21 protein-coding genes and 2 tRNA genes are annotated in these 22,113 nt (G+C 69.9%); 16 read left to right on the top strand and 7 right to left on the bottom strand.

Translation table 11 applies throughout. The annotated features are described in order from the left end of the window. Nucleotides 1–443: 443 nt before the first annotated feature. The 5 genes from dnaA (at nucleotide 444) to AB0I11_RS14595 (ending at nucleotide 7,199) form a co-directional block, all read left to right on the top strand. On the top strand, nucleotides 444–2,258 hold the full coding sequence (dnaA, locus tag AB0I11_RS14575) for a chromosomal replication initiator protein DnaA (RefSeq protein ID WP_357319130.1): 1,815 nt from the start codon (nucleotides 444–446) through the stop codon (nucleotides 2,256–2,258). A gap of 1,077 nt (nucleotides 2,259–3,335) precedes the next feature. After that, nucleotides 3,336–4,469 (top strand): DNA polymerase III subunit beta, encoded by a 1,134-nt coding sequence (gene dnaN, locus AB0I11_RS14580; protein ID WP_357319133.1) that lies wholly within the window; start codon nucleotides 3,336–3,338, stop codon nucleotides 4,467–4,469. A gap of 40 nt (nucleotides 4,470–4,509) precedes the next feature. Next, a complete protein-coding gene (gene gnd / locus AB0I11_RS14585; protein WP_357319136.1) occupies nucleotides 4,510–5,382 on the top strand; it encodes a phosphogluconate dehydrogenase (NAD(+)-dependent, decarboxylating) in 873 nt (290 codons plus the stop codon). A gap of 16 nt (nucleotides 5,383–5,398) precedes the next feature. Then, nucleotides 5,399–6,532 (top strand): DNA replication/repair protein RecF, encoded by a 1,134-nt coding sequence (gene recF, locus AB0I11_RS14590; protein ID WP_357319139.1) that lies wholly within the window; start codon nucleotides 5,399–5,401, stop codon nucleotides 6,530–6,532. Continuing rightward, on the top strand, nucleotides 6,522–7,199 hold the full coding sequence (locus AB0I11_RS14595; RefSeq protein ID WP_357319142.1) for a DciA family protein: 678 nt from the start codon (nucleotides 6,522–6,524) through the stop codon (nucleotides 7,197–7,199). The genes recF and AB0I11_RS14595 overlap by 11 nt, the downstream gene beginning before the upstream one ends. On the opposite strand, the gene AB0I11_RS14600 is transcribed toward AB0I11_RS14595, so the two are convergent. Beyond that, a complete protein-coding gene (locus AB0I11_RS14600) occupies nucleotides 7,190–7,426 on the bottom strand; it encodes a hypothetical protein (protein ID WP_357319145.1) in 237 nt (78 codons plus the stop codon). The two genes, AB0I11_RS14595 and AB0I11_RS14600, sit on opposite strands and share 10 nt — an antisense overlap. 98 nt (nucleotides 7,427–7,524) lie before the next feature. Here AB0I11_RS14600 and AB0I11_RS14605 point away from each other — a divergent pair, with 98 nt between their 5' ends. Continuing rightward, entirely contained in the window at nucleotides 7,525–8,010 is a 486-nt protein-coding gene (locus AB0I11_RS14605; RefSeq protein ID WP_357319148.1) for a MarR family transcriptional regulator, read from the top strand. On the opposite strand, the gene AB0I11_RS14610 is transcribed toward AB0I11_RS14605, so the two are convergent. Continuing rightward, nucleotides 7,995–8,549: a hypothetical protein gene (locus AB0I11_RS14610; protein WP_357319150.1), complete on the bottom strand. Its 555-nt coding sequence runs from the start codon at nucleotides 8,547–8,549 to the stop codon at nucleotides 7,995–7,997. The genes AB0I11_RS14605 and AB0I11_RS14610 overlap by 16 nt on opposite strands. Before the next feature lie 536 nt (nucleotides 8,550–9,085). Between AB0I11_RS14610 and gyrB the strand changes: the two genes are divergently transcribed. From gyrB to AB0I11_RS14640, 6 genes are all read left to right on the top strand, one after another. After that, nucleotides 9,086–11,032: a DNA topoisomerase (ATP-hydrolyzing) subunit B gene (gene gyrB, locus AB0I11_RS14615; RefSeq protein ID WP_357319153.1), complete on the top strand. Its 1,947-nt coding sequence runs from the start codon at nucleotides 9,086–9,088 to the stop codon at nucleotides 11,030–11,032. Between the two features lie 130 nt (nucleotides 11,033–11,162). Beyond that, a complete protein-coding gene (gene gyrA / locus AB0I11_RS14620) occupies nucleotides 11,163–13,694 on the top strand; it encodes a DNA gyrase subunit A (RefSeq protein WP_357319156.1) in 2,532 nt (843 codons plus the stop codon). A 3-nt stretch (nucleotides 13,695–13,697) separates the two neighbouring features. Continuing rightward, entirely contained in the window at nucleotides 13,698–14,627 is a 930-nt protein-coding gene (locus AB0I11_RS14625; RefSeq protein ID WP_357319158.1) for a DUF3566 domain-containing protein, read from the top strand. A 435-nt stretch (nucleotides 14,628–15,062) separates the two neighbouring features. Next, nucleotides 15,063–15,136: transfer RNA gene (locus tag AB0I11_RS14630), tRNA-Ile, on the top strand. 41 nt (nucleotides 15,137–15,177) lie between these two features. Continuing rightward, nucleotides 15,178–15,306: a DLW-39 family protein gene (locus AB0I11_RS14635; protein ID WP_357319161.1), complete on the top strand. Its 129-nt coding sequence runs from the start codon at nucleotides 15,178–15,180 to the stop codon at nucleotides 15,304–15,306. Between the two features lie 43 nt (nucleotides 15,307–15,349). Then, nucleotides 15,350–15,425, top strand: a tRNA-Ala gene (locus AB0I11_RS14640). A gap of 402 nt (nucleotides 15,426–15,827) precedes the next feature. Here AB0I11_RS14640 and AB0I11_RS14645 read toward each other — a convergent pair. Together AB0I11_RS14645 and AB0I11_RS14650 are read right to left on the bottom strand one after the other, a co-directional pair. Next, nucleotides 15,828–16,298, bottom strand: coding sequence for a hypothetical protein (locus AB0I11_RS14645; RefSeq protein WP_357319164.1), 471 nt, complete (start codon nucleotides 16,296–16,298; stop codon nucleotides 15,828–15,830). A gap of 205 nt (nucleotides 16,299–16,503) precedes the next feature. After that, entirely contained in the window at nucleotides 16,504–16,698 is a 195-nt protein-coding gene (locus tag AB0I11_RS14650) for a hypothetical protein (RefSeq protein ID WP_357319167.1), read from the bottom strand. Between the two features lie 507 nt (nucleotides 16,699–17,205). Between AB0I11_RS14650 and AB0I11_RS14655 the strand changes: the two genes are divergently transcribed. Continuing rightward, on the top strand, nucleotides 17,206–17,574 hold the full coding sequence (locus AB0I11_RS14655; RefSeq protein ID WP_357319170.1) for a hypothetical protein: 369 nt from the start codon (nucleotides 17,206–17,208) through the stop codon (nucleotides 17,572–17,574). Here the strand turns inward: AB0I11_RS14655 and AB0I11_RS14660 are convergent. After that, on the bottom strand, nucleotides 17,571–17,933 hold the full coding sequence (locus AB0I11_RS14660; protein WP_357319172.1) for a hypothetical protein: 363 nt from the start codon (nucleotides 17,931–17,933) through the stop codon (nucleotides 17,571–17,573). The two genes, AB0I11_RS14655 and AB0I11_RS14660, sit on opposite strands and share 4 nt — an antisense overlap. A 696-nt stretch (nucleotides 17,934–18,629) precedes the next feature. Between AB0I11_RS14660 and AB0I11_RS14665 the strand changes: the two genes are divergently transcribed. Further along, entirely contained in the window at nucleotides 18,630–19,046 is a 417-nt protein-coding gene (locus AB0I11_RS14665; RefSeq protein ID WP_357319175.1) for a hypothetical protein, read from the top strand. A gap of 192 nt (nucleotides 19,047–19,238) precedes the next feature. Further along, nucleotides 19,239–19,457 carry a hypothetical protein gene (locus AB0I11_RS14670; RefSeq protein WP_357319178.1) on the top strand — a complete coding sequence of 73 codons (219 nt, stop codon included), beginning with the start codon at nucleotides 19,239–19,241 and terminating at the stop codon, nucleotides 19,455–19,457. Nucleotides 19,458–19,464: 7 nt separating this feature from the next. On the opposite strand, the gene AB0I11_RS14675 is transcribed toward AB0I11_RS14670, so the two are convergent. Then, the gene (locus tag AB0I11_RS14675; protein WP_357319181.1) at nucleotides 19,465–20,121 is read right to left on the bottom strand and encodes a transposase; all 657 of its coding nucleotides are present in this window, start codon (nucleotides 20,119–20,121) and stop codon (nucleotides 19,465–19,467) included. 144 nt (nucleotides 20,122–20,265) lie between these two features. Between AB0I11_RS14675 and AB0I11_RS14680 the strand changes: the two genes are divergently transcribed. Further along, nucleotides 20,266–21,474 (top strand): ISAs1 family transposase, encoded by a 1,209-nt coding sequence (locus AB0I11_RS14680; RefSeq protein ID WP_357319184.1) that lies wholly within the window; start codon nucleotides 20,266–20,268, stop codon nucleotides 21,472–21,474. Here the strand turns inward: AB0I11_RS14680 and AB0I11_RS14685 are convergent, their stop codons facing one another. Continuing rightward, nucleotides 21,475–21,984 carry a helix-turn-helix domain-containing protein gene (locus AB0I11_RS14685; protein WP_357319187.1) on the bottom strand — a complete coding sequence of 170 codons (510 nt, stop codon included), beginning with the start codon at nucleotides 21,982–21,984 and terminating at the stop codon, nucleotides 21,475–21,477. Nucleotides 21,985–22,113: the final 129 nt, after the last annotated feature.

The raw sequence follows: 22,113 nt of genomic DNA on the forward strand, positions 1-22,113 counted from the left end.
CCGACCGCGGACAGCAAGCACCCGTCACCCTAGCAGAGGGCGAGAGAGCAGCCGCTCCAGCCTACGCAGGGGGGCAATGACCGTCAAACATCACAGCCGGGGCGTTCCCCGCCCCGGAACAAGACCGAAGGGGCGGTTTTCACTGATGTTGACAAGGCTGCCCCGGTGTCGACGGTTGATGGCGCGGGGTCCGCGCTGTTAGCGTGCCCGATTGCGGTCAGCGTCGGGGGTCCGTGTCGCCGGCCGGCAAGACCGGACATGGTGGTGAATCGTTCGGCACGGTGAACCCGCTTCAACGCCTCCGGGAAATGGGGGGCAGGTCCGACCCGCGTCCGGTGGGCGGCCACAATCGGTCGGTACACACAGGCTGTGGATAACTTGTGGATGACGACCGGTCAGCCGTCCGGGCGGGCGTGAGTAGAGGCGAGGGGGGTGGCACGACGGTGACCGGAGCGACCGACCTTGCCGCGGTGTGGACGGCGACGACCGACGAACTCGCCGACGAGATCATCTCCGCGCAGCAGCGGGCGTACCTCCGGCTCACCCGGTTACGGGCCATCGTCGAGGACACCGCGCTGCTCTCCGTGCCGGACGCCTTCACCCGGGACGTGATCGAGTCCCGCCTCCGCCCGGCCATCACCGAGGCGCTGAGCCGCCGGCTCGGCCGGCCCATCCAGGTGGCCGTCACCGTACGGGTCGCCGAGGACGGCCGCCCGTCCGGCACCGTCTACCGCAGCGGCCCCGAGCCGGCCGAGCTGGACGCCCCCCAAGACCTGCTCGCGGGCTTCGCCCAGCCCGGTCCGCCGGCGGAGCCACCCGGCTTCCCCGAGTTCGGCTTCCCGGCCCGGACCGACAGCGCCGGCTATCCCGAGCCGCGCGCCGAGCAGCCGGCCGAGGAGTCCGGCCCCCGGCAGCGCGCGCCCGAGGCGACCCGACCGCCGCTCATCCCGGCCAGCCGGGACGGCCAGGAGACCCTGTTCAGCGCCGCCTTCGGCGACCCGATGCGGGCCGCCCCCGAGCGCCGCGGCTTCGAGGATCGCGCTGCGGACACGCCGGCGCCGGTCGGCCGGGGCTTCGAGCCGCGGTACCGGGAGAACCCGGCGGCCGCGCCGCCGCTGCGTGGCCTGCCCGGCGACGGGGCCACCGACTCGGGCCCCGGGCGCGGTGGCGCGGATCACCGCCCCGGCGGCTCGCCCGACCGGCGGCTGCCCGGCGGGGCGGAGAGCGGTGGCAACCGGCTCAACCCGAAGTACATGTTCGAGACGTTCGTCATCGGCTCCTCGAACCGCTTCGCGCACGCCGCGAGCGTCGCGGTGGCCGAGTCGCCGGCCAAGGCGTACAACCCGCTCTTCATCTACGGCCACTCCGGGTTGGGTAAGACCCACCTGCTGCACGCCATCGGGCACTACGCCACGACGCTGGGCAACGCCCGCTCGGTCCGGTACGTCTCGACCGAGGAGTTCACCAACGACTTCATCAACTCGCTCCGGGACGACAAGACCAGCGCCTTCCAGCGCCGGTACCGGGACGTGGACATCCTCCTGATCGACGACATCCAGTTCCTGGAGAACCGGGAGCGGACCCAGGAGGAGTTCTTCCACACCTTCAACACGCTGCACAACGCCAACAAGCAGATCGTGATCACCTCCGACCGGTCGCCGCGCCAACTCGCCACCCTCGAGGACCGGATGCGGACCCGGTTCGAGTGGGGGCTGCTGGCCGACATCCAGCCGCCGGACCTGGAGACGCGGATCGCGATCCTGCAGAAGAAGGCGGCGCAGGAGCGGATGTACGCCCCGCCGGACGTGCTGGAGTTCATCGCCTCGCGGGTGTCGAACTCGATCCGGGAACTCGAGGGCGCGCTGATCCGGGTCACCGCGTTCGCCAGCCTCACCCGTTCCTCGGTCGAGCTGTCGCTGGCCGAGGAGGTGCTGCGGGACTTCATGCCGGACGGCGCCGGCCCGGAGATCAACGCCGACCAGATCATGGCCTCCACCGCGGACTACTTCGGGGTCAGCCTGGAGGACCTGCGCGGGCACTCCCGGTCCCGGGTGCTGGTCAACGCGCGCCAGGTGGCCATGTACCTGTGCCGGGAGCTGACCGACCTGTCGCTGCCCCGGATCGGGCAGGCCTTCGGCGGCCGGGACCACACCACGGTCATGCACGCCGACCGGAAGATCCGTCAGCAGATGGCCGAGCGCCGGTCGCTCTACAACCAGATCGCCGAGCTGACCAACCGGATCAAGCAGACCACCTGATCGCGGCTGCGGGGCCGACGGCGTGATCGCCACGGCCGACGGCGTGATCGCCACGGCCATCGGCGTGACGGCACGGAATGCGGCAGAACGGGGACTCCCCGCAGCGGGAAGCCACGACATACCGCAACTCGCGAACCCAACTCGCGACGCCGACTCGGCGACCCCAGCTCGCAACCCCGTCTCGCGCCGGGCGGCGCCGCCCGGCCGGACCTGCGCGCGTCCGACCGCCGCAGGCGGGACCTGCGCGCGTCCGGGCGCCGCAGGCGGGCCTGTGCGCGTCCGGCCGCCGCAGGCGGATCTGGGCGGGTCCGGCGGCCGCGGGCGGACCTGTGAGCGTTCGGCGGCCGCGGGCGGGCACTCCCCACCGGGCCGGTGGACAGCCGCGACTTGACCCTCAACCCGGTTCAGGGCCCACCATCGGTGTCGTGTTCGTCCACAGCATCGCCCGGTTGTCCACATCCCCTGTGTCACAGGCGGTGGATAACCACGCTCCGTCCCGGGCCGGTTACCCACAGACTGTGGACAAACCCTGGGGACGGTGCTGTGGACGCCTGGGGACGACGGGTCGGTTGTCCACCGCCGACGGTCGACCTGTGGGCTACCTGTTGAAGGTTCTGGGGATGACGCGGGCCGACTCGCTCCGCGTCGTCCACAACGCTGGGGAGAAACCCGGTGGATTAGCGGTGGACAACCGGTGGACAACCGTGGACAACCTGGGGGCAGCGCCCGTCTGTGGACCGCGACACGGGTTCTACCCCTGGTTCTCCACAGTCAAACCACCGGTGGATAACCTGTCTGAGCTGCGCGGACGTCGGTTCTCCACAGTTTGCACAGGTGCGATGAAGACGATGAGTTATCTCTTCTAAACAACAAAAACCAATCATCACCGTTGGACTTCCTGTGGATCGGGCCGTGCACTGCCGCCGGCAGTCGCCCGGGGCACCTGGATCCACGGGGTCGGGCGCACAGCCGATGCCCACGCGCCCTAAGGTGCGATGGGTACCCGCACGGTCGGGCGGGGCGGGTGGCAGCGGTCGGCATGAGAGAGTTGTCGCTGACGTCGACGCGGAGGCATTGATGAAGTTCCGAGTGGAGCGCGACGCGCTCGCCGAGGCGGTCGCCTGGACCGCCAAGAGCCTGCCCAACCGACCCTCCGTGCCGGTGCTGGCCGGGGTGATGCTCCGGGTCACCGACGGCAACCTCCAGGTTTCCGGCTTCGACTACGAGGTCTCCAGCCAGGTCACCGTCGAGGTGCAGGGTGACGCCGACGGCGCCGCTCTCGTCTCCGGCCGCCTGCTCGCCGAGATCACCAAGGCGCTCCCGGCCAAGCCGGTGGACATCGCGGCCGTCGGGGCGCACCTGGAACTGGTCTGCGGCAGCGCCCGCTTCACCCTGCCGACCATGCCGGTCGAGGACTACCCGAGCCTGCCGGAGATGCCGGAGAGCGCCGGCACCGTCGACGCCGCCGCTTTCGCCGCCGCGGTGGCCCAGGTGGCCGTCGCCGCCGGCCGGGACGAGACGCTGCCGATGATGACCGGCGTCCGGATCGAGCTCTCCGGCAGCACCCTGGCGATGCTCGCCACCGACCGCTACCGGCTCGCCCTGCGCGAGATGGAGTGGAACCCGGACGATCCCGAGATCAGCATCAACGCCCTGGTGCCCGCTCGCACGCTGCACGACACCGCCAAGGCTCTCGGCCCGCTCGGCGGCCAGGTGACCATGGCCCTCTCCCAGGGCGGCGCCGGCGAAGGCATGATCGGCTTCTCCGGTGGCACCCGCCGGACCACCAGCCGGCTGCTGGACGGCGCCAACTACCCGCCGGTGCGCTCGCTCTTCCCGGCCAACCACAACGCCGAGGCCCGGGTGCCGGTCGCCACGCTCATCGAGGTGGTCAAGCGGGTCGCCCTGGTCGCCGAGCGGACCACCCCGGTGCTGCTCAGCTTCAGCGCGGACGGGCTGGTCGTCGAGGCCGGCGGCACCGAGGAGGCCCGGGCCAGCGAGGCGATGGAGGCCACCTTCACCGGTGACCCGCTCACCATCGGCTTCAACCCGCAGTACCTGATCGACGGCCTGGCCAACCTGGGCGCCCAGCACGCCCTGCTGCGCTTCGTCGACGCCTTCAAGCCCGCGGTGATTTCCCCCGCCGGTGAGGATGGCGAGGTCATCCCCGGGTACCGGTACCTCATCATGCCGATCCGCGTGTCCCGCTGATCGCACGCAGCACCACCCAGACGTACGGAGGTAGGAGCAGATGCAGCTCGGCCTGGTAGGACTCGGCCGGATGGGCGGCAACATGCGCGAACGGTTGCGCGCCGCCGGTCACGAGGTGGTCGGTTACGACCGCAACGCGGAGCTGAGCGACGTCGCGAGCCTCGCGGAGCTGGCCGAGAAGCTCGAGTCGCCGCGGGCGGTCTGGGTGATGGTGCCGGCCGGGGTCACCGACGCCACCATCGACGAGTTGGCCGGCGTCCTCGGCGCGGACGACATCATCATCGACGGCGGCAACTCCCGGTTCAGCGACGACGCCCCGCGCGCGGAGCGCCTCAACGAGCAGGGCATCGGCTACATCGACGTCGGCGTCTCCGGCGGCGTCTGGGGCAAGCAGAACGGCTACGCCCTGATGGTCGGCGGCGCCCAGGAGCACGTCGAGCGGCTCATGCCGATCTTCGAGGCGCTCAAGCCGGCCGGCGAGTTCGGCTTCGTGCACGCCGGCCCGGTCGGCGCCGGTCACTACGCCAAGATGGTGCACAACGGCATCGAGTACGGCCTGATGCACGCCTACGCCGAGGGCTACGAGCTGCTGGCCGCCTCCGAGCTGGTGACCAACGTGCCGGGCGTGTTCAAGTCGTGGCGCGAGGGGACCGTGGTCCGGTCCTGGCTGCTCGACCTGCTGGACCGCGCGCTGGACGAGGACCCGGAGCTGGCCGAGCTGAGCGGCTACACCGAGGACACCGGCGAGGGGCGCTGGACCGTCGACGAGGCGGTCCGGCTGGCCGTGCCGCTGAACGTCATCACCGCCTCGCTGTTCGCCCGGTTCGCCTCCCGGCAGGACGACTCGCCGGCGATGAAGGCCGTGGCCGCGCTGCGCCAGCAGTTCGGCGGGCACGCCGTCCACAAGCGCTGACGGCAGCCACCCGCCTGTGTACGTCCGCCGGCTCGAACTGGTCGACTTCCGCTCGTACGAGCGGGTCGGCGTCGACCTGGAGCCGGGCCCGAACGTGCTGATCGGCGCGAACGGCGTCGGCAAGACCAACCTGGTCGAGGCGCTGGGCTACGTGGCGACCCTGGATTCGCACCGGGTCGCCACGGACGCCCCGCTGGTCCGGCTGGGCGCGGCCGCCGCGGTGATCCGCTGCGCGGTGGTGCACGAGGGGCGCGAGCTGCTGATCGAGCTGGAGATCGTGCCCGGCAAGGCCAACCGGGCCCGGCTGGGACGCTCGCCGGCCCGGCGTGCCCGGGACGTGCTCGGCGCGCTGCGGCTGGTGCTCTTCGCCCCGGAGGACCTGGAACTGGTCCGGGGCGACCCGGCGGAGCGCCGCCGCTACCTGGACGACCTGCTGGTCACCCGCCAGCCCCGGTACGCCGGCGTGCGGGCCGACTACGAGCGGGTGGTCAAGCAGCGCAACGCGCTGCTGCGCACGGCGTATCTGGCCCGCAAGACCGGTGGGTCGCGGGGCGGGGACCTGTCCACCCTCGCGGTCTGGGACACCCACCTCGCGCAGCACGGGGCGGAGCTGCTCGCCGGCCGGCTGGAGCTGGTCGCCGCGCTCACCCCGCACGTCGCGAAGGCCTACGACGCGGTGGCGGCGGGGCGGGGCGCGGCGGGGATCGCGTACCGGCCGTCGGTGCCGCTGGCCGAGCCGACCACGGACCGGGCGGTGCTGACCGAGGCGCTGGCGTCCGCGCTGGCCGAGCAGCGCTCGGCGGAGATCGAACGCGGCACCACCCTGGTCGGTCCGCACCGCGACGATCTCGCCCTCACCCTCGGCCCGCTGCCCGCCAAGGGGTACGCCAGCCACGGCGAGTCCTGGTCGTACGCGCTCGCGCTGCGGCTGGCCGGGTACGACCTGCTGCGCGCCGACGGCATCGAGCCGGTGCTGGTGCTGGATGATGTCTTCGCCGAGCTGGACGCCGGGCGCCGGGAGCGGCTGGCCGAGCTGGTCGGCGGGGCCAGCCAGTTGCTGGTGACCTGTGCGGTGGACGACGACGTGCCGACCGCGCTGCGCGGGGCCCGGTACGCGGTGGGCGAAGGGACGGTGCGCCGTGTCGGATGAGGTGCAGCTCCCGCCGGCCCGGCTGGGGCCGGGACGCGGTGCGCGTACCCCGGAGGGGGCGGACGGGGCCGGTCGGGCCCGTACCCCGGAGGGGGCCGGTCGGGCCCGTACCCCCGAGGGGCCGGAACCGGCGCCGGGCGGCGCGGCCGGCGGTGATCCGCCCAACGGGGCGGCCGGGCCGGAGCTGGCCCGGGCGGTGCTGGACGCGGCGAAGGCCCGCCGGCAGGCGGCGGCGGGCACCCGGCGGCGCAGCGCGGTGCGGGGCGAGGGCGAAAAGCGGCTGCGCGGCTACTCCGGCCCGGGGCCGGACCCGCGCGATCCGCAGCCGCTCGGCGCGGTGCTGGACAAGCTGGTCAAGGCGCGGGGCTGGCAGCAGCCGGCGGCCGAGGCGACGGTCTTCGGGGCCTGGGAGCGGGTGGTCGGGCCGGAGGTGGCGCAGCACAGCCGCCCGGTGAAGCTGGAGAACGGCGAGCTGACCGTGGAGGCCCGTTCGACGGCGTGGGCGACCCAGCTCCGGCTGCTGGCCGGCTCGCTGCTGCAGCAGATCGGCCGCGAGGTCGGCCACAACGTGGTGCGCAAGCTGCACATCCACGGCCCGGCGGCGCCGTCCTGGGCGCGCGGGCCGCGGCGGGTCCGGGGCCGGGGCCCGCGCGACACCTACGGCTGACCGTCACCGCCGCGCCGGGCCGCCCGCTCCGCGCGCCGGCGTTCCCGCTGCTCCCGGCTCCACTGCTTGCGGAGTTCGAGGTCCCGCTTCCAGGCCTCCCGGGCCTGCTGCGAGCCGCCCTGCACCGCGCCGTGCACGTCGGACGGGCCGGCGAGGTTGCGGAAGACCCAGCCCATGAGCCGGCCGCCCTCGCCGGGTCTCGCGTCCGCCTGCTTCTCCTCGCTCATCGGGCTCGTCTCTCCTCCGCCACGGGGATAAAGTTGGTGTGCAAACTGTTTGTACCCCAATCATTGCTACGATCGCAACGACCAGGAGGAGGCGTCCGGTGTCCGACCAGCTCGACGGGGATCCGCTGGCGCTGGAGGAGCAGGTCTGCTTCGCGCTCTCCGTGGCGGCGCGCGGGGTGGTCGCCGTCTACCGGCCGCTGCTCGAGCCGATGGGGCTCACCCACCCGCAGTACCTGGTCATGCTCGCGCTGTGGCAGTACGCGCCGCTCTCGGTCCGGGAACTCAGTCGGCTGCTCCAACTCGACCCCGGCACGCTGTCACCCCTGCTCAAGCGCCTGGAGGCCGCCGGCTACGTACGGCGGGAACGGGACGCCGCGGACGAGCGCAGCCTCGCCGTCTCGCTCACCGCCAGCGGACAGGCGCTGCGGGCCCGCGCCGAGCAGATCCCGCCGGCGATCGTCGAACGGCTCGGCCTGCCCCTGGCCGAGCTGCGGCACCTGCACACCGTGCTGACCGGCGTGATCGCGGCGGCCAACCGGGCGGTGGCCGCCCCGGCCGACCGGCCCGGTCAGACGTCGGCGTAGACCGCGAAGCCCCGGTCGGCGCAGCGCCGGTAGAAGGCGGCCAGCACGCTCAGCTCGGCGCAGGTGAAGTTCCACTGCGGCGGCTCGCCGTTCTCGTCGCGCAGCCGGTCCAGCCGGGTGTCCAGCCAGCGCAGCTGCTGCTCGGCCAGCCGGCCGTCGCCGAGCAGCGAGCGCAGCACCTCGCTCACCGACTCGAAGGTCACCGACTCGCCGATCGGCCGGTGGCGGGCGATGAACTTCTCCACGCCGTCGGCGATCCAGGAGCACCCGTCCGGGTCGATCACCGGGTCCTCGTCCTCGGCCGCGTTCTCCGTGGCGTAGAGCACATTTTCCAGGCCGAGGATCAGGTCGACCAGCTCGGTGTACGCGGTGGCGCGTACCGTGCCGGTCTTGGCGATCAGCTCGGCGAGCGCCGCCGTGGGCGCGGAGATCCGTGGCAGGTCCACGATCTCGCCGAAGTCCACGAACTCGGCCGGCGCGACCGGGTCGTAGAAGCGGCCGGTCCGCGGCCAGTGCACCGCGACGTTGTCCAGCCCCATCTCGCGTCACCTCTCACCAAGCGCGTTCACCACCGATCGGGTCGATCGTCCCGGTTCGGTCCGTGAAAGATCAAGGCCGCAGCGGCGGCGCCGCAAAGGTACGGCACGGCCGATCCCGCCGCGACCCCCGGTCGGTCAACTGCCGGTACCGATCCGTCGGGCCGGGTCTGACGCCCCGCCCCGACCGGAAGCCCTCCGTGGCGTGTAGGGGGAGTCGCGGACAGCGCGGTTCGGCCGGCTACGGAGTTCTCAGCCGCCCCGCAGGGGTGCCGAGTGGCGGTTTGGTCGGCTGCGCACAGTAAGATTGGAGGCGAGACGAAAGACCCGACACGGAGCGACGGACACGGGCCCGCAGGGCCCTTGATCATTGTCCCGGATCGGGTCGAGCCGATCGCGATCCGCGGGCAACCGCGGCGACCGGCGCAGCGATCCGCGACCTGGACGCCCGGGGACCGGTTTGTGCGCCGACGTCGCGTCCTGTCCGCCGAACCCGCGCCCCGCGCCTTGGCGCGGCCGGTGCGAGAAAGTGGCCGAGGGTGGCAGCGGAGGACAACAAGAAGTACGGCGCGGAGTCGATCACCGTCCTCGAGGGGTTGGAAGCGGTCCGGAAGCGGCCCGGTATGTACATCGGGTCCACCGGTGAGCGCGGTCTGCACCACCTCGTGTGGGAGGTCGTCGACAACGCGGTGGACGAGGCGCTGGCCGGATACTGCGACACCATCGACGTGGTGCTGCTGGCCGACGGCGGCGTCAAGGTCACCGACAACGGCCGTGGCTTCCCGGTCGACCTGCACCCGAAGCTGAAGAAGCCCGGTGTCGAGGTCGCGCTGACCGTGCTGCACGCGGGCGGCAAGTTCGACGGCAAGGCGTACGCGGTCTCCGGCGGCCTGCACGGCGTCGGCGTGTCCGTGGTGAACGCGCTCTCCACCAAGATGGCCGTGGAGATCCACAAGGACGGCTTCGTCTGGCGGCAGCAGTACCACAACTCCAAGCCGACCCCGCTGGAGAAGGGCGAGCCGACCGACCGTACCGGTTCGGCGGTCTCCTTCTGGCCCGACTCGGACGTCTTCGAGACGGTCGACTTCGACTTCCAGACCATCTACCGCCGGCTCCAGGAGATGGCCTTCCTCACCCGCGGCCTCACCATCCACCTGCTCGACGAGCGGGTCCCGGATACCGAGGAGGGCAAGCCGCGCGAGGTCACCTTCCGCTACGAGGGCGGCATCGCCGACTTCGTCCGGCACCTCAACGCCTCGAAGAACCCGATCCACAAGACGGTGGTCGAGTTCTCCGCCGAGGAGGAGGGGATGTCCGTCGAGATCGCCATGCAGTGGAACGAGTCGTACGGCGAGTCGGTCTACACCTTCGCCAACAACATCAACACGCACGAGGGCGGCACCCACGAGGAGGGCTTCCGCGCCGCGCTGACCAGCGTCGTCAACCGCTACGGCGCGGAGAAGAAGCTGCTCAAGGGCGACGAGCGGCTCTCCGGCGAGGACATCCGGGAAGGGCTGGCCGCGATCATCTCGGTCAAGCTGACCAACCCGCAGTTCGAGGGCCAGACCAAGACCAAGCTCGGCAACACCCCGGTGAAGAGCTTCGTGCAGCGGGTCTGCAACGAGTCGCTGGTCGACTGGTTCGACCGGAACCCGGCCGAAGCGAAGATCATCATCACCAAGGCGTCCCAGGCCGCCCGGGCCCGGATCGCCGCGCAGCAGGCGCGCAAGCTGGCCCGACGCAAGTCGCTGCTGGAGTCCGGCTCGATGCCGGGCAAGCTGGCCGACTGCCAGTCGACCGACCCGCGCGAGTCCGAGGTGTTCATCGTCGAGGGCGACTCGGCGGGCGGCTCGGCCAAGCAGGGCCGCGACCCGCGCACCCAGGCGATCCTGCCGATCCGCGGCAAGATCCTCAACGTGGAGAAGGCCCGGATCGACCGGGTGCTGAAGAACAACGAGGTCCAGGCGCTGATCACCGCGCTGGGCACCGGCATCCACGACGACTTCGACATCGAGAAGCTGCGCTACCACAAGATCGTGCTGATGGCCGACGCCGACGTCGACGGCCAGCACATCCAGACGCTGCTGCTCACCCTGCTGTTCCGCTTCATGCGGCCGCTGGTCGAGCTGGGGCACGTCTACCTGGCCGCCCCGCCGCTCTACAAGATCAAGTGGAACAAGAAGGGCGACGACGCGCAGTACGCGTACTCGGACCGGGAGCGGGACGGGCTGATCGCGCTGCGCCAGCAGAAGAAGGCCAACGCCCGGCCGGACGACATCCAGCGGTTCAAGGGTCTCGGCGAGATGAACTATCCCGAGCTGTGGGAGACCACCATGAACCCGGCCACCCGCACGCTGCGCCAGGTGACCCTCGACGACGCCGCAACCGCCGACGAGCTGTTCAGCGTGTTGATGGGTGAGGACGTCGAGGCGCGCCGCTCCTTCATCCAGCGCAACGCCAAGGACGTGCGGTTCCTGGACATCTGACGGACCACGCCGGGCCGGCCGGAGATCCACCGGTCGGCCCGGCGGTCCACAGAGTTATCCACAGCCAGGCCGGTTTCCACAGCCGTTATCCACAGCACGAACACGACTCTGAGTCTGATAAGGGTTAACAGTGACCGATACTCCCGAGTCCACCCCGAAAGAGCCGGAGACCCCGGAGGCACTGGCCGCGGTCGTCCAGCACGACCGGATCGAGCCGGTCGGCCTCGAGGTCGAGATGCAGCGCTCGTACCTCGACTACGCGATGAGCGTGATCGTCGGGCGGGCCCTGCCGGACGTCCGGGACGGGCTCAAGCCGGTCCACCGCAAGATCCTCTACGCCATGTTCGACTCCGGCTACCGGCCGGACCGCGGCTACGTGAAGTGCTCCCGGGTCGTCGGCGACGTGATGGGCCAGTTCCACCCGCACGGCGACTCGGCGATCTACGACGCGCTGGTCCGGATGGCGCAGCCCTGGTCGCTGCGGTACCCGCTGGTGGACGGCAACGGCAACTTCGGCTCGCCGGGCAACGACCCGGCCGCGGCCATGCGGTACACCGAGTGCAAGCTCGACCCGCTGGCCATGGAGATGCTGCGGGACATCGACGAGGACACCGTCGACCTCCAGGACAACTACGACGGCCGGGCCAAGGAGCCCACCATCCTGCCGTCCCGCATCCCCAACCTGCTGATCAACGGCTCCGAGGGCATCGCGGTCGGCATGGCCACCAAGATCCCGCCGCACAACCTGCGGGAGATCGGCGCGGCCGTGCAGTGGTGCCTGGAGCACCCGGAGGCCGACGAGGCGACCACCCTCGAGGCGCTGCTGGAGATCGTCAAGGGCCCGGACTTCCCGACCCACGGCCTGATCGTCGGCCAGGCCGCCATCCAGGACGCGTACCGGACCGGGCGCGGCTCGATCCGGATGCGTGCCGTGGTCGAGGTCGAGGAGGACAAGCGGGGCCGGCCGGCGCTCGTGGTCAGCGAGCTGCCGTACCAGGTCAACCCGGACAACCTGGCGGAGCGGATCGCCGAGCTGATCAAGGAGGGCAAGCTCGCCGGCATCGCCGACATCCGCGACGAGTCCTCCGGGCGTACCGGCATGCGGATCGTGCTGGTGCTCAAGCGCGACGCGGTCGCCAAGGTGGTGCTGAACAACCTCTACAAGCACACCCAGCTCCAGGAGACCTTCGGCGCCAACATGCTGGCGCTGGTCGACGGAGTGCCGCGCACGCTCAACCTGGCCCAGTTCCTCCGCTACTACGTCGAGCACCAGATCGAGGTCATCCGCCGGCGGACCGCGTTCCGGCTGCGCAAGGCGGAGGAGCGGGCGCACATCCTGCGCGGCCTGGCCAAGGCACTGGACGCGCTCGACGAGGTCATCGCCCTGATCCGGCGCTCGCCCACGGTGGAGGACGCCCGGCAGGGCCTGATCCGGCTGCTGGAGATCGACGAGATCCAGGCCACCGCGATCCTGGACATGCAGCTGCGCCGGCTGGCCGCCCTGGAGCGCCAGCGGATCCTGGACGACCTGGCCAAGCTCGAGCTGGAGATCGCCGACCTCAAGGACATCCTGGCCAAGCCGGAGCGGCAGCGGAAGATCGTCTCCGACGAGCTGGGCGAGATCGTCGCCAAGTGGGGCGACGAGCGGCGCACCAAGATCATCCCGTTCGACGGCGAGGTCTCCATGGAGGACCTCATCGCCCGCGAGGACGTGGTGGTCACCATCACCCGCACCGGCTACGCCAAGCGCACCAAGGTCGACCTGTACCGCTCGCAGCGGCGGGGCGGCAAGGGGGTCAGCGGGGCGACCCTGCGGCAGGACGACATTGTCAGCCACTTCTTCGTATGCTCCACCCACGACTGGATCCTGTTCTTCACCAACAAGGGCAGGGTCTATCGGGCGAAGGCGTACGAGCTTCCGGAGGCCAGTAGGGTGGCCAAGGGCCAGCACGTGGCCAACCTGCTCGCCTTCCAAGCGGACGAGCAGATCGCGCAGATCATCGAGATTCCGAACTACCAGGTGGCGCCCTACCTGGTACTGGCCACGAAGAACGGCCTGGTGAAGAAGACGCGGCTCGAGGAGTTCGACTCCAACCGTTCCGGCGGCATCATCGCGATCAACCTGCGCGATGAGGACGAGCTGGTCGGTGCTGCCCTGGTGGGCCCGGAGGACGACCTGCTCCTGGTGTCGAAGAACGCCCAGGCCATCCGCTTCGGTGCCACGGACGAGACGCTGCGGCCGATGGGCCGGGCCACCTCCGGCGTGATCGGCATGCGGTTCAGCGAGGAAGACGTCCTGCTCGCCATGGAGGTCATCCACCGTGAGGGCATGGAAGAGAAGGACGTGCTGGTAGCGACGAACGGGGGATACGCGAAACGTACCCCGATCGAGGAATACCCGGTCCAGGGCCGGGGAGGTAAGGGCGTGCTGACTGCGAAGATCACCGAGCGACGCGGTGGTCTGGTCGGTGCGGTGGTGATCAGTCCGGACGACGAGCTGTTTGCCATCACCAGCAACGGCGGCGTCATCCGGACTCCGGTGAAGCCTGTACGCCGTACGCGTGACCGGAACACAATGGGGGTCAAGCTGATGGACCTCCCGGACGGCGTGACTATCGTGGCGATTGCTCGCAATGCCGACGAGCCTGACGAACAGGACTAGTTGATGACGGAGACACAGGCGAAGTCGGGGAACAAGGGGACCTCGGCCAACCCGGTCGACGAGGAGGCCGCGCAGGGCGGTACACCAGCGACCGGCCGCGCGGCCGTGGGCCGGGCCACGGTCCCCGCCGACGCGCCTGCCCCGAAGTTCACCCGGGCCCCCGGCATGGCTCCGCCACCGGACAAGCCCGGGGAGGACTCGGCCGCCGGCGACCCGCCCGAGCAGGCCACGGCCGACGCCCCGGCGTCCGCCGACGGCACGGCGGCCGCCCCCGCGGTCACCGCCACCAAGCCCGTCACCGCCACCCAGCCGATCAAGCCCACGGGTACGGCGAAGCCGTCGACCGGCACCACCGGCACCCAGCCGCGCGTCGGCGCCGGCCTCGGCACCGCCCCGAAGCCCTCGCCGGACGGCGCCCGCCCCGGCACCCCCGGCACCGCCGGCCGCCCCGCCAACGGGGGCGGCCTGCCGCCGGGCATCAGCGGCGCGGCGGCCGTCGGCGCCGCCCGCGTCGGCGAGGCGGTACGCGCCGCGCGTACCTCGGTCAGCTCGGCCGCGTCGCGCGGACCGCGCCGGGCCCGGCTGAACCTCAAGCGGATCGACCCGTGGTCGGTGATGAAGTTCGCGTTCGCGGTCTCGGTGGTGCTCTTCATCGTGGTGGTCGTCGCCACCTCGGTGCTCTACCTGGCCCTGGACGCGATGGGCGTGTTCAAGAGCGTCAACGACAGCCTGACCGACCTGGTGAACGCCGGCGGCCAGTCCGGCGGCGGCGGCTTCCGGATCACCGCCAAGGGCGTGATCCTCAGCTCCGCGCTGATCGGGCTGGTCAACGTCGTGCTCTTCACCGCGCTGGCCACCCTCGGCGCCTTCGTCTACAACGTCTGCGCCGACCTGGTCGGCGGGATCGAGCTGACCCTCGCCGAGCGGGACTGAACGACGACCCGACGCCGGGCAGCCGCCGACCGCGGCCGCCCGGCGTCGCCGTATCCACCGACAGGTGGTGGCCGGCCCGGGTTGCGGCGGGTTGGGCTTTCGTCCGTGGTCGATGGGCCGGGTTGCGGCGGGTTGGGCTTTCGTCGGCGGGTGATGGGCCGGGTTGCGGCGGGTTGGGCTTTCGTCGGCGGGTGATGGGCCGGGTCGCGGCGGGTTGGGCTTTCGTCGGCGGGTGATGGGCCGGGTCGCGGCAGGTTGGGCCTTCGCTGGCGGTCGATGGCACGGGTTGCGGCAAAGTGAGTGGATCATGGCTGGCGGGGGAAAGCGGTAGCCGCTCCGGTTGGCTGCCGGTACGGTCGAAGACACGCGGGCAGCGCCATCGACCCCGATTTGGGAGCGGCGGCGGCGATGGGTTAACCTTGCTCGTCGCTACGCGGGGCTATAGCTCAGTCGGTTAGAGCGCAGAGCTGATAACTCTGAGGTCGCTGGTTCGATTCCAGCTAGCCCCACCGCAACGTCCGACGGTAGTCGAGCGCAAGGGGTCGCCCCAATGTTCAAGAAGCTCCTGATCCTGGTCGGCGTCGTCGGCGTGGCCGCCGTCGTGGCCAAGAAGGTGAAGGCCGCGAACGACGAGCGGGCGCTCTGGCACGAGGCGACCACCTCGCCCGACCTGCGCTGACCGTCCCTTCGACTGCCAGCACCGGGCGGCTCCGCCCGCCCCCGGGGCCCTAGCTCAACTGGCAGAGCACTGCCTTTGCAAGGCAGGGGTTAGGGGTTCGAGTCCCCTGGGCTCCACCAGCACTTTCCTCGGTTGATCTCGGTCCCGAGTCAGCCACTCGTACAGCCAAGGCGGCCCGCAAGCGGGCCGCGCCGCACCGGCCCCGGCCTGCTGGCGACCTCCGGCCGGCCACGCTGGCGGACGGAATCAAGGGCATGAAGGGCTGAGGCGGGACGATCGCGATCGGGGTTGCTCCCCGTCGACGGTGGGGCGATCGGCTGCCGCGCAGCAGAGCTGCTTGCCTCCGGACTCTCGTGGGCACTTCCTGCGGCTCGATGAGGACGAGGACCAGGACGTGACCCATCCCCCGGGTGCCCGATCCTCTACGCCACCCGCCTGGCGTCAGGGGCGCTGCGCGTCGGCACGCCGATGGCCTACGGCCACCCTTGACTCCGAGCGGGCGCCGCAGTCCATGGCACCTATCAGGGGGATGCGGGCAGACTGGCGGCCACCGCCGCGCGAACTGCGCGCTCGTACTGGTTCCGACGGAACACAAATGGACCGAAGTCCCCATAGTCGCGCTGGGGGCGGTAGGGCTGGGAGAAGCCGCGCCAGATCACCGATTCCTCGGTAGTAATCACTTGGGCTTCCAGAGGCCAGCAGCCGACCTCGCCGCAGTCGCAACCGAGTAGGGCGATGACGCCTTTCCCGCAGTAGGCGGAGTCTGGGCGTCCGGTGAGGTAGGCACCCAGGTCACCGAAGTTGAAGTGATCGAGAACGATCCCGGCATACGCTCCGGGCACATCGTGGCCGGCCGCGCGCTCGAAGCCCGAGACCAGGTCCACCAGGCTCACATTGTCGACGTACGGCAATAACTCGCGTGCCGGGTCGGGACCATGGCCCCACGGACGGACCTCAAAGCGAACCTTGCGAATCAGCGGCTGAGTTGGCACAAGGCCCAAGTCTGCCGCACAGCCATCGTGTGGCCGGTCAGCCGCCGGGCCATCGGTGGGCCAGTAACCGTGGCACGCAGCGGGCACGAGACGCAACCGGGCCGACTGCCACCCGCAGGCGTTTTGGACATCACGACCGCTTGAGCACGCTCTTCCAAACTGAAGCTCAGTCGGAGACACCGACTATGGGTGGTCGAGGCAGCCGTCACCGTCGAAGTGCAACGAAGCGCAGCTCACGAGCAAGCGCGTTGATGGCCCGCTGGAGCTGTGTCTGGCCAACTTCTTCGTCCACGATGAAGGCCAGCCAGCCTTCCTGAGCGGCCTCTTCAACAACCGCATGGGCGAGACGTTCGACCGACTGGAGGTAGTCGACGTCTGCATCATCGTCTGCCCGGTCCACGGCACCTCCAAGAGATCTTTTGGTTGATCGACCGTACAGCCATCAGTACAGCCAAGCCGGCAGACATGTAGGGACGAGGAGCGGCAGCGACCTGCGGCCGGCATCGGCCGAGCCGGCCGGCCGGCCGCGGGGAGTCATGGACGAGAGGCTTAGGTGGGACGATCGCCATCGGGGTTGCTGACCTTCGAGGGCGGGGCGATCGCTGCCGCGCAGCAGAGCTGCTTGCCCCCGAGTCACGCGGGCACTGTCGGCGGTTCGATAACGACGAGGACCAGGGCTGACCCACCCCCGGATGCCCGATCCTCTACGCCACCCGCCCGGCGTCAAGGGCGCTGCGCGTCGGCACGCTGATGGCCTACGGCCACCCTTGACCCCGACCGGGCGCCGCAGTCTTTAGCACCTATCCGGGGGATGGGGACAGCCTGGGCGACCACCTTCTGCCGGGGGATCTGGACGATCTGCTGACTCGCCGAGGAGGAGATCCGCAGGCACTGGCACACTCCCCGCATGAGTTACGACCTGGCGGTGTGGGAAGGCGACATGCCCGCCGGCGACGAATCGGCCGTTGAGGCGTACGAAGCCCTGTACCAGCAGTACTTTGAGAACGAGGAACAGCCGCCCACGCCCCGAATCCGCGCCTACGTCGATGCCGTAGCGGAACGATGGCCCGACCTCTATGGCCACGACGCCCAGCTCTACCCCCTGTCGGACGGGCTCATCGATGAGGCATCCGGCCCGATGGTCTACTTCACGATCCCGTTCAACCGGGCCGACGAGGTTTCAGCCGCAGCAGCACAAATGGCCGCCGACCACGGCCTTATTTGCTACGACCCGCAGTGGGAACACCTCCGCCCCGCTACCAGTCAGGAGCACTAATCCCGCTCTTGATGTTTCTGATCCACCCCAATACACGCGAGGACTGACGCCACGTCGGCCGTCAAAAAGAGCTGAAAGTAGTACGGAGGGTCGGGCTGCGTCACCCCGCCAAGTCGCACAGGCTGTTCACCGAGCGCATGGAGCGTCTCGACGGCCAACGCGAAACCGAGCGTCGGGATGCCTCGATTCCTGGTTATCGACTCCCGCGCCCGGTACGTGGACGCAAGGTTGTTGGCGGGGACCAATCCGTGCGCACCGTCCCAGACGCGGAAGGACGCTCCCCGCTCAAGGGCCTCACGGCACGCCTTGTTGGCTGGGCTCTCGCCGGCAAGCAGAGAGATCAACTCCTCGCGCTTCACGCAGCGACGGTACAGCCATCCGTACAGCCAAGCCGGCCGACGGCGACAGGTGACGAGCGACCGTGGTCGACGAGTCGAGCAGGTCAACGGCAAGGGTCGACGCTGGCCGACAGAAGTCTTGATCTTTGCAAGGCAGGGGTTAGGGGTTCGCGTCCCTGGGCTCCACCAGCACTTTCACCGGTTGATCCCGTTCCTTGGCCTGGCGTACCCGCTGCGACTCCAACGCGCGCACGGCCAGGGTCGACAGCGGTAGCGGACGGCTCGACCGGCGCGTCCTCGGTGGCACGAACCCCACCCGCGATCCGTCCGCTGGAGCGTCTGCCGAACGAACAGTGCCTTCCCGGTAGGTCTACATCCGACCACCGGAGGCCCAACAGATCAGCCCGCCGAAGCCCGGTCGCCAGCGGCAGGACGAAAAGCGATTCCAGCCGGTTCGACGGCGACGAGGACCAGGGGTGACCCCGGTGCCCCGATCCTCTACGCCACCCGGCCGGCGTCAAGGGCGCTGCGCCTCGGCGCGCCGATGGCCTACGGCCACTCTTGACCCCGACCGGGCAGCGCAGTCTTTGGCACCCTATCCGGGGATGGGGGCAGACTGGCGGCCACCTTCGGCCGGGAAGGCTGGACGGACCGGGCAAGGAGTGTGCGCGACGAGGAGATCCCGTCAGGTTGGCTGAGGTGTGCCACGCTCTTGGCGTGCGTACCGTCTTCATCTTCCCGGACATGGAGCAGGCCGCCGTCGTTGCTCTGCTCGACAGGCTGTCTCCGGGCCAGAGACATCCGTGGCGGGTGGACAGGTGCCTGTATGGGGAGCTGACCAGCGAGGATGAGTACCTCTATCTGGACTGGGAGCCGGAGGCCGTGCGGGGTCTGAGCCGGGCTTGCGGGCGGCGACCCAGTTGGGCGCTTCAGGTCGAGGTCTCGGGCCAAGTTGACGGGACAGTGGAGGTTCGCCGTCTGACGTTGGCGCTGCTCGCGCAAGGCGGCATCGCGATGGACGACTACTCTGACCATCCGTGGACGGCAGACGAGATCGCTAACGACGTGGCGGCCGGCGGTTTGCGCTTCTTCGACTTCAGAACGCACCACGAACGGACCAAGCTCACTCAGTAGCCGTGGGGGCTCTCGCTCGCGCCGGATGGCGGGCCATCCACGGGCCGGTAAACGTGGCGCGCAGCGGTCATGAGCGGGCACGAGCGGCATTGGACTCTACCGCTGGCCGCAGGCGCTTCGGGCATCACGGCCCGTTGAGCGCGCTCTTCCAAACTGATTGTGCGGCCACGCATGAGCAGCCAAGCTCTCCGCGTGGCCCGAGTCGTCGCCCCTGAACAGTTACACGTCGGAGACATCGTGCACTTGCAGACTGACGCAGGCATCGTCCGCATCGAGCTGACGACGATCACCCGGCGTACCAAGGGTTTCAAGTGCACCGGCTATCGGACGGATAATCTCCACCGGATTTCTCCCTGGTCGTTTGGCGTGCTCTTCGGACGACCTGTGGAGATCGACGAGCCGACTACCTAGTGCCGCATCAGGCAACGTTCGCCCTGTTGACTACCTCGCGTAGGCGTTCGTTGGCGGCGTTCTTGTTCCGCCAGATGATGTAGCGGCGGATCATGCTGCCCTGCTGGCGGTGGCTGGCGTGGTCGGTGCCGTCGAGGTTGAAGTAGCGCAGGGCGGTGAACTGGGCCTCGATGCGGTTGAGCCAGGAGCTGTTGGTGGGTGTGTAGGCGAACTCGACGTTGTTGGCCGTGGCCCAGTCGCCGACGCGGGTGTCTTTCTTCGTGCTCAGGTGTGGGGAGTAGTTGTCGAGCACGATCGCGATCCGGGTTTGCGGCGGGTGCAGGCTGCGCAGGTATCGGCAGAATTCCAGGAACCGGGTGCGGGTCTTCGTCGGTTTGATGTGGCCATAGAGCTGGTCCTTGCCCAGGTCGTAGGCGGCGAACAGGTGCCTGATCCCGTGGGGTCGGGTGTAGGTCGCCCGCCGGCGGGGCCTGGGCTCACGCTCGGGGTCCTTGTGTCGTCCGCCGCGTTCGGCCCACTGCCGTCCGGGGTGGGGCTGCAGATTCAAGGGGCCGAACTCGTCAAGGCAGAAGATGACTTCGGGCTCGTCGTCCTCGGGTATGACCTCGCCGTCAGCGATCGCGTAGAGGTGCTCGACGCGGGCCTTCTTGCAGGGCGGTTGCAAGTTCCGGGGTTGTGTGGCTGGTCGGGTTGTGACCGGTTGGGGTGTATAGCAGGGCAGGCACGGGGTTCGTGATCATTGTGGTGTCGAAGCCAGATGATCACGAGGTGGCCCGTGCCTGCTGTTGCATCTTCTCCCATCCCTGCCGTGCTGGTGAAACTGGGGCCGCTGGACACCGGCCGGATCGCCGACCTGCGCCCCTACCTCGACTCGGTGCCCGACCCGCGTTCCCGGCGTGGCCGGTGGTACTCGCTGACCGCAATCCTGCTGGTGTGCGCCTGCGGGGTCGTCTCGGGCGCGAAGAGCATCGAGGAACTCGCCGAGTGGGGCCAGCGCGCCTCGAACGCGCTGCTGGCAGTCATCGGGATCCGCGTCCATCTGTTCAGATGGCGGCGCACTCCGTCGTCGGCCACGATCGGCCGTGTGCTGGGGGCTGTTGACGGTGACGCCCTGGACCGGGCGGTGTGCGCCTACCTGGCCACCCGGCATCGCGCCGCCACCGAGCCCACCCAGACGCCGTCGCCGTCCGCGTCCAGGCGGCTGCGCGTGATCGCCGTCGACGGCAAAGCACTCAAGGGATCAGCCCGTCTCACCGCGACCCGCCGGCATCTGCTCTCGGCGGTCACGCACGGCACCGTCGTGACCCTCGCTGAGGTGGAGGTCGGCGCGAAGACGAACGAAACCACGCACTTCCAACCGCTGCTGGCCCCGCTGGACCTGGCCGGCGCCGTCGTCACCTTCGACGCCCTGCATTCGGTCAAGGCGAACATCTCCTGGCTGGTCGAGGCCAAGAACGCCCACTACATCGCCGTGATCAAGACCAACCAACCGACCGCCCACAGCCAGCTCGCGGCCCTGCCGTGGCGGGACATCGCCGTGCAGCACACCGCCTCCGCCTCCGGGCACGGCAGGCGCGAGTCCCGCTCGATCAAGACCTGCGCCGTCGCGGACGAACTCGGCGGGATCGCCTTTCCCCACGCCCGCCTGGCCATCCGCGTCCACCGCCGGCGCAAGCTGTCCGGCAAGCACGAGACCCGTGAAAGCATCTACGCCGTCACCAGCCTCGACGCCCACCAGGCCAGCCCGGCCGACCTGGCCGCCGCGATCCGCGGGCACTGGGCAGTGGAGAACTCCTCACACCACATCAGGGATGTCACCTTCGCCGAAGACGCCTCCACCATCCACGCCGGAACCGCACCCCGGGCCATGGCGGCCCTCCGCAACCTCGCCATCGGCGCGCTGAAAACCCTCGGAGCCGACAACATCGCCAAGACCACCCGGGCGATCCGCGACGAACCCCAGCGAGCACTCCCCATCCTGGGCATCACCAACGATCCGGACGCCTACGGAACTTGATCAAGCCCTGGCCTTCTTGGCGGCGTAGTCCGGGTCGCGGGAGCTCTTCCAGGTCTTCACCCGTTGAAACGACACGCCCTCCTCGCGGAGCAGGACCCGCAGGCCCTCGTGGCTGATGTCGTCGACCACCCCCTCAGCGACCAGGAAATCGGCCAGCTTGGCCAGGCTCCAGGTCGAGAACGGCAGGCCATGCTCGGCCGGCTTGGATTTGGTGATCTTCTTGATCTCACGCCGCTCCGGCAGCGTGAACGTTCTCGGCCGGCCGCCCTTGTACTTCGGGTAGAGCGAGTCGAAGCCGTCGGCGTTGAAATTGTGGATCACGTCCCGGACCCGATCCGCGCTGGTGAACGTCACCTCGGCGATCTTCGGCACCGGCATGCCCTGCGCGGACAGCAGCACCACCTGCGCTCGCCGCCAGGTCACCACCGAACCGGCGCCTCTACGAATGATCCGCCGCAGCCGCTGCCCCTCGTCGTCATCGACCTCGCGCACCCGTACTCGTTCTGCCACCCGAACAGCCTGGCGACACCGCACCGCCCGGACCCCTGCGTTCCGCAGCTCGGCGTCGATATAGTCCGCGAATCTGGGCTGTGAGCTGGGCAGACAGTTGTTGGCCCGGTGACGGGGTGTGTCACTAGG

The organism is Micromonospora sp. NPDC050495 (assembly GCF_040655175.1).
Taxonomy (GTDB): Bacteria; Actinomycetota; Actinomycetes; order Mycobacteriales; family Micromonosporaceae; genus Micromonospora.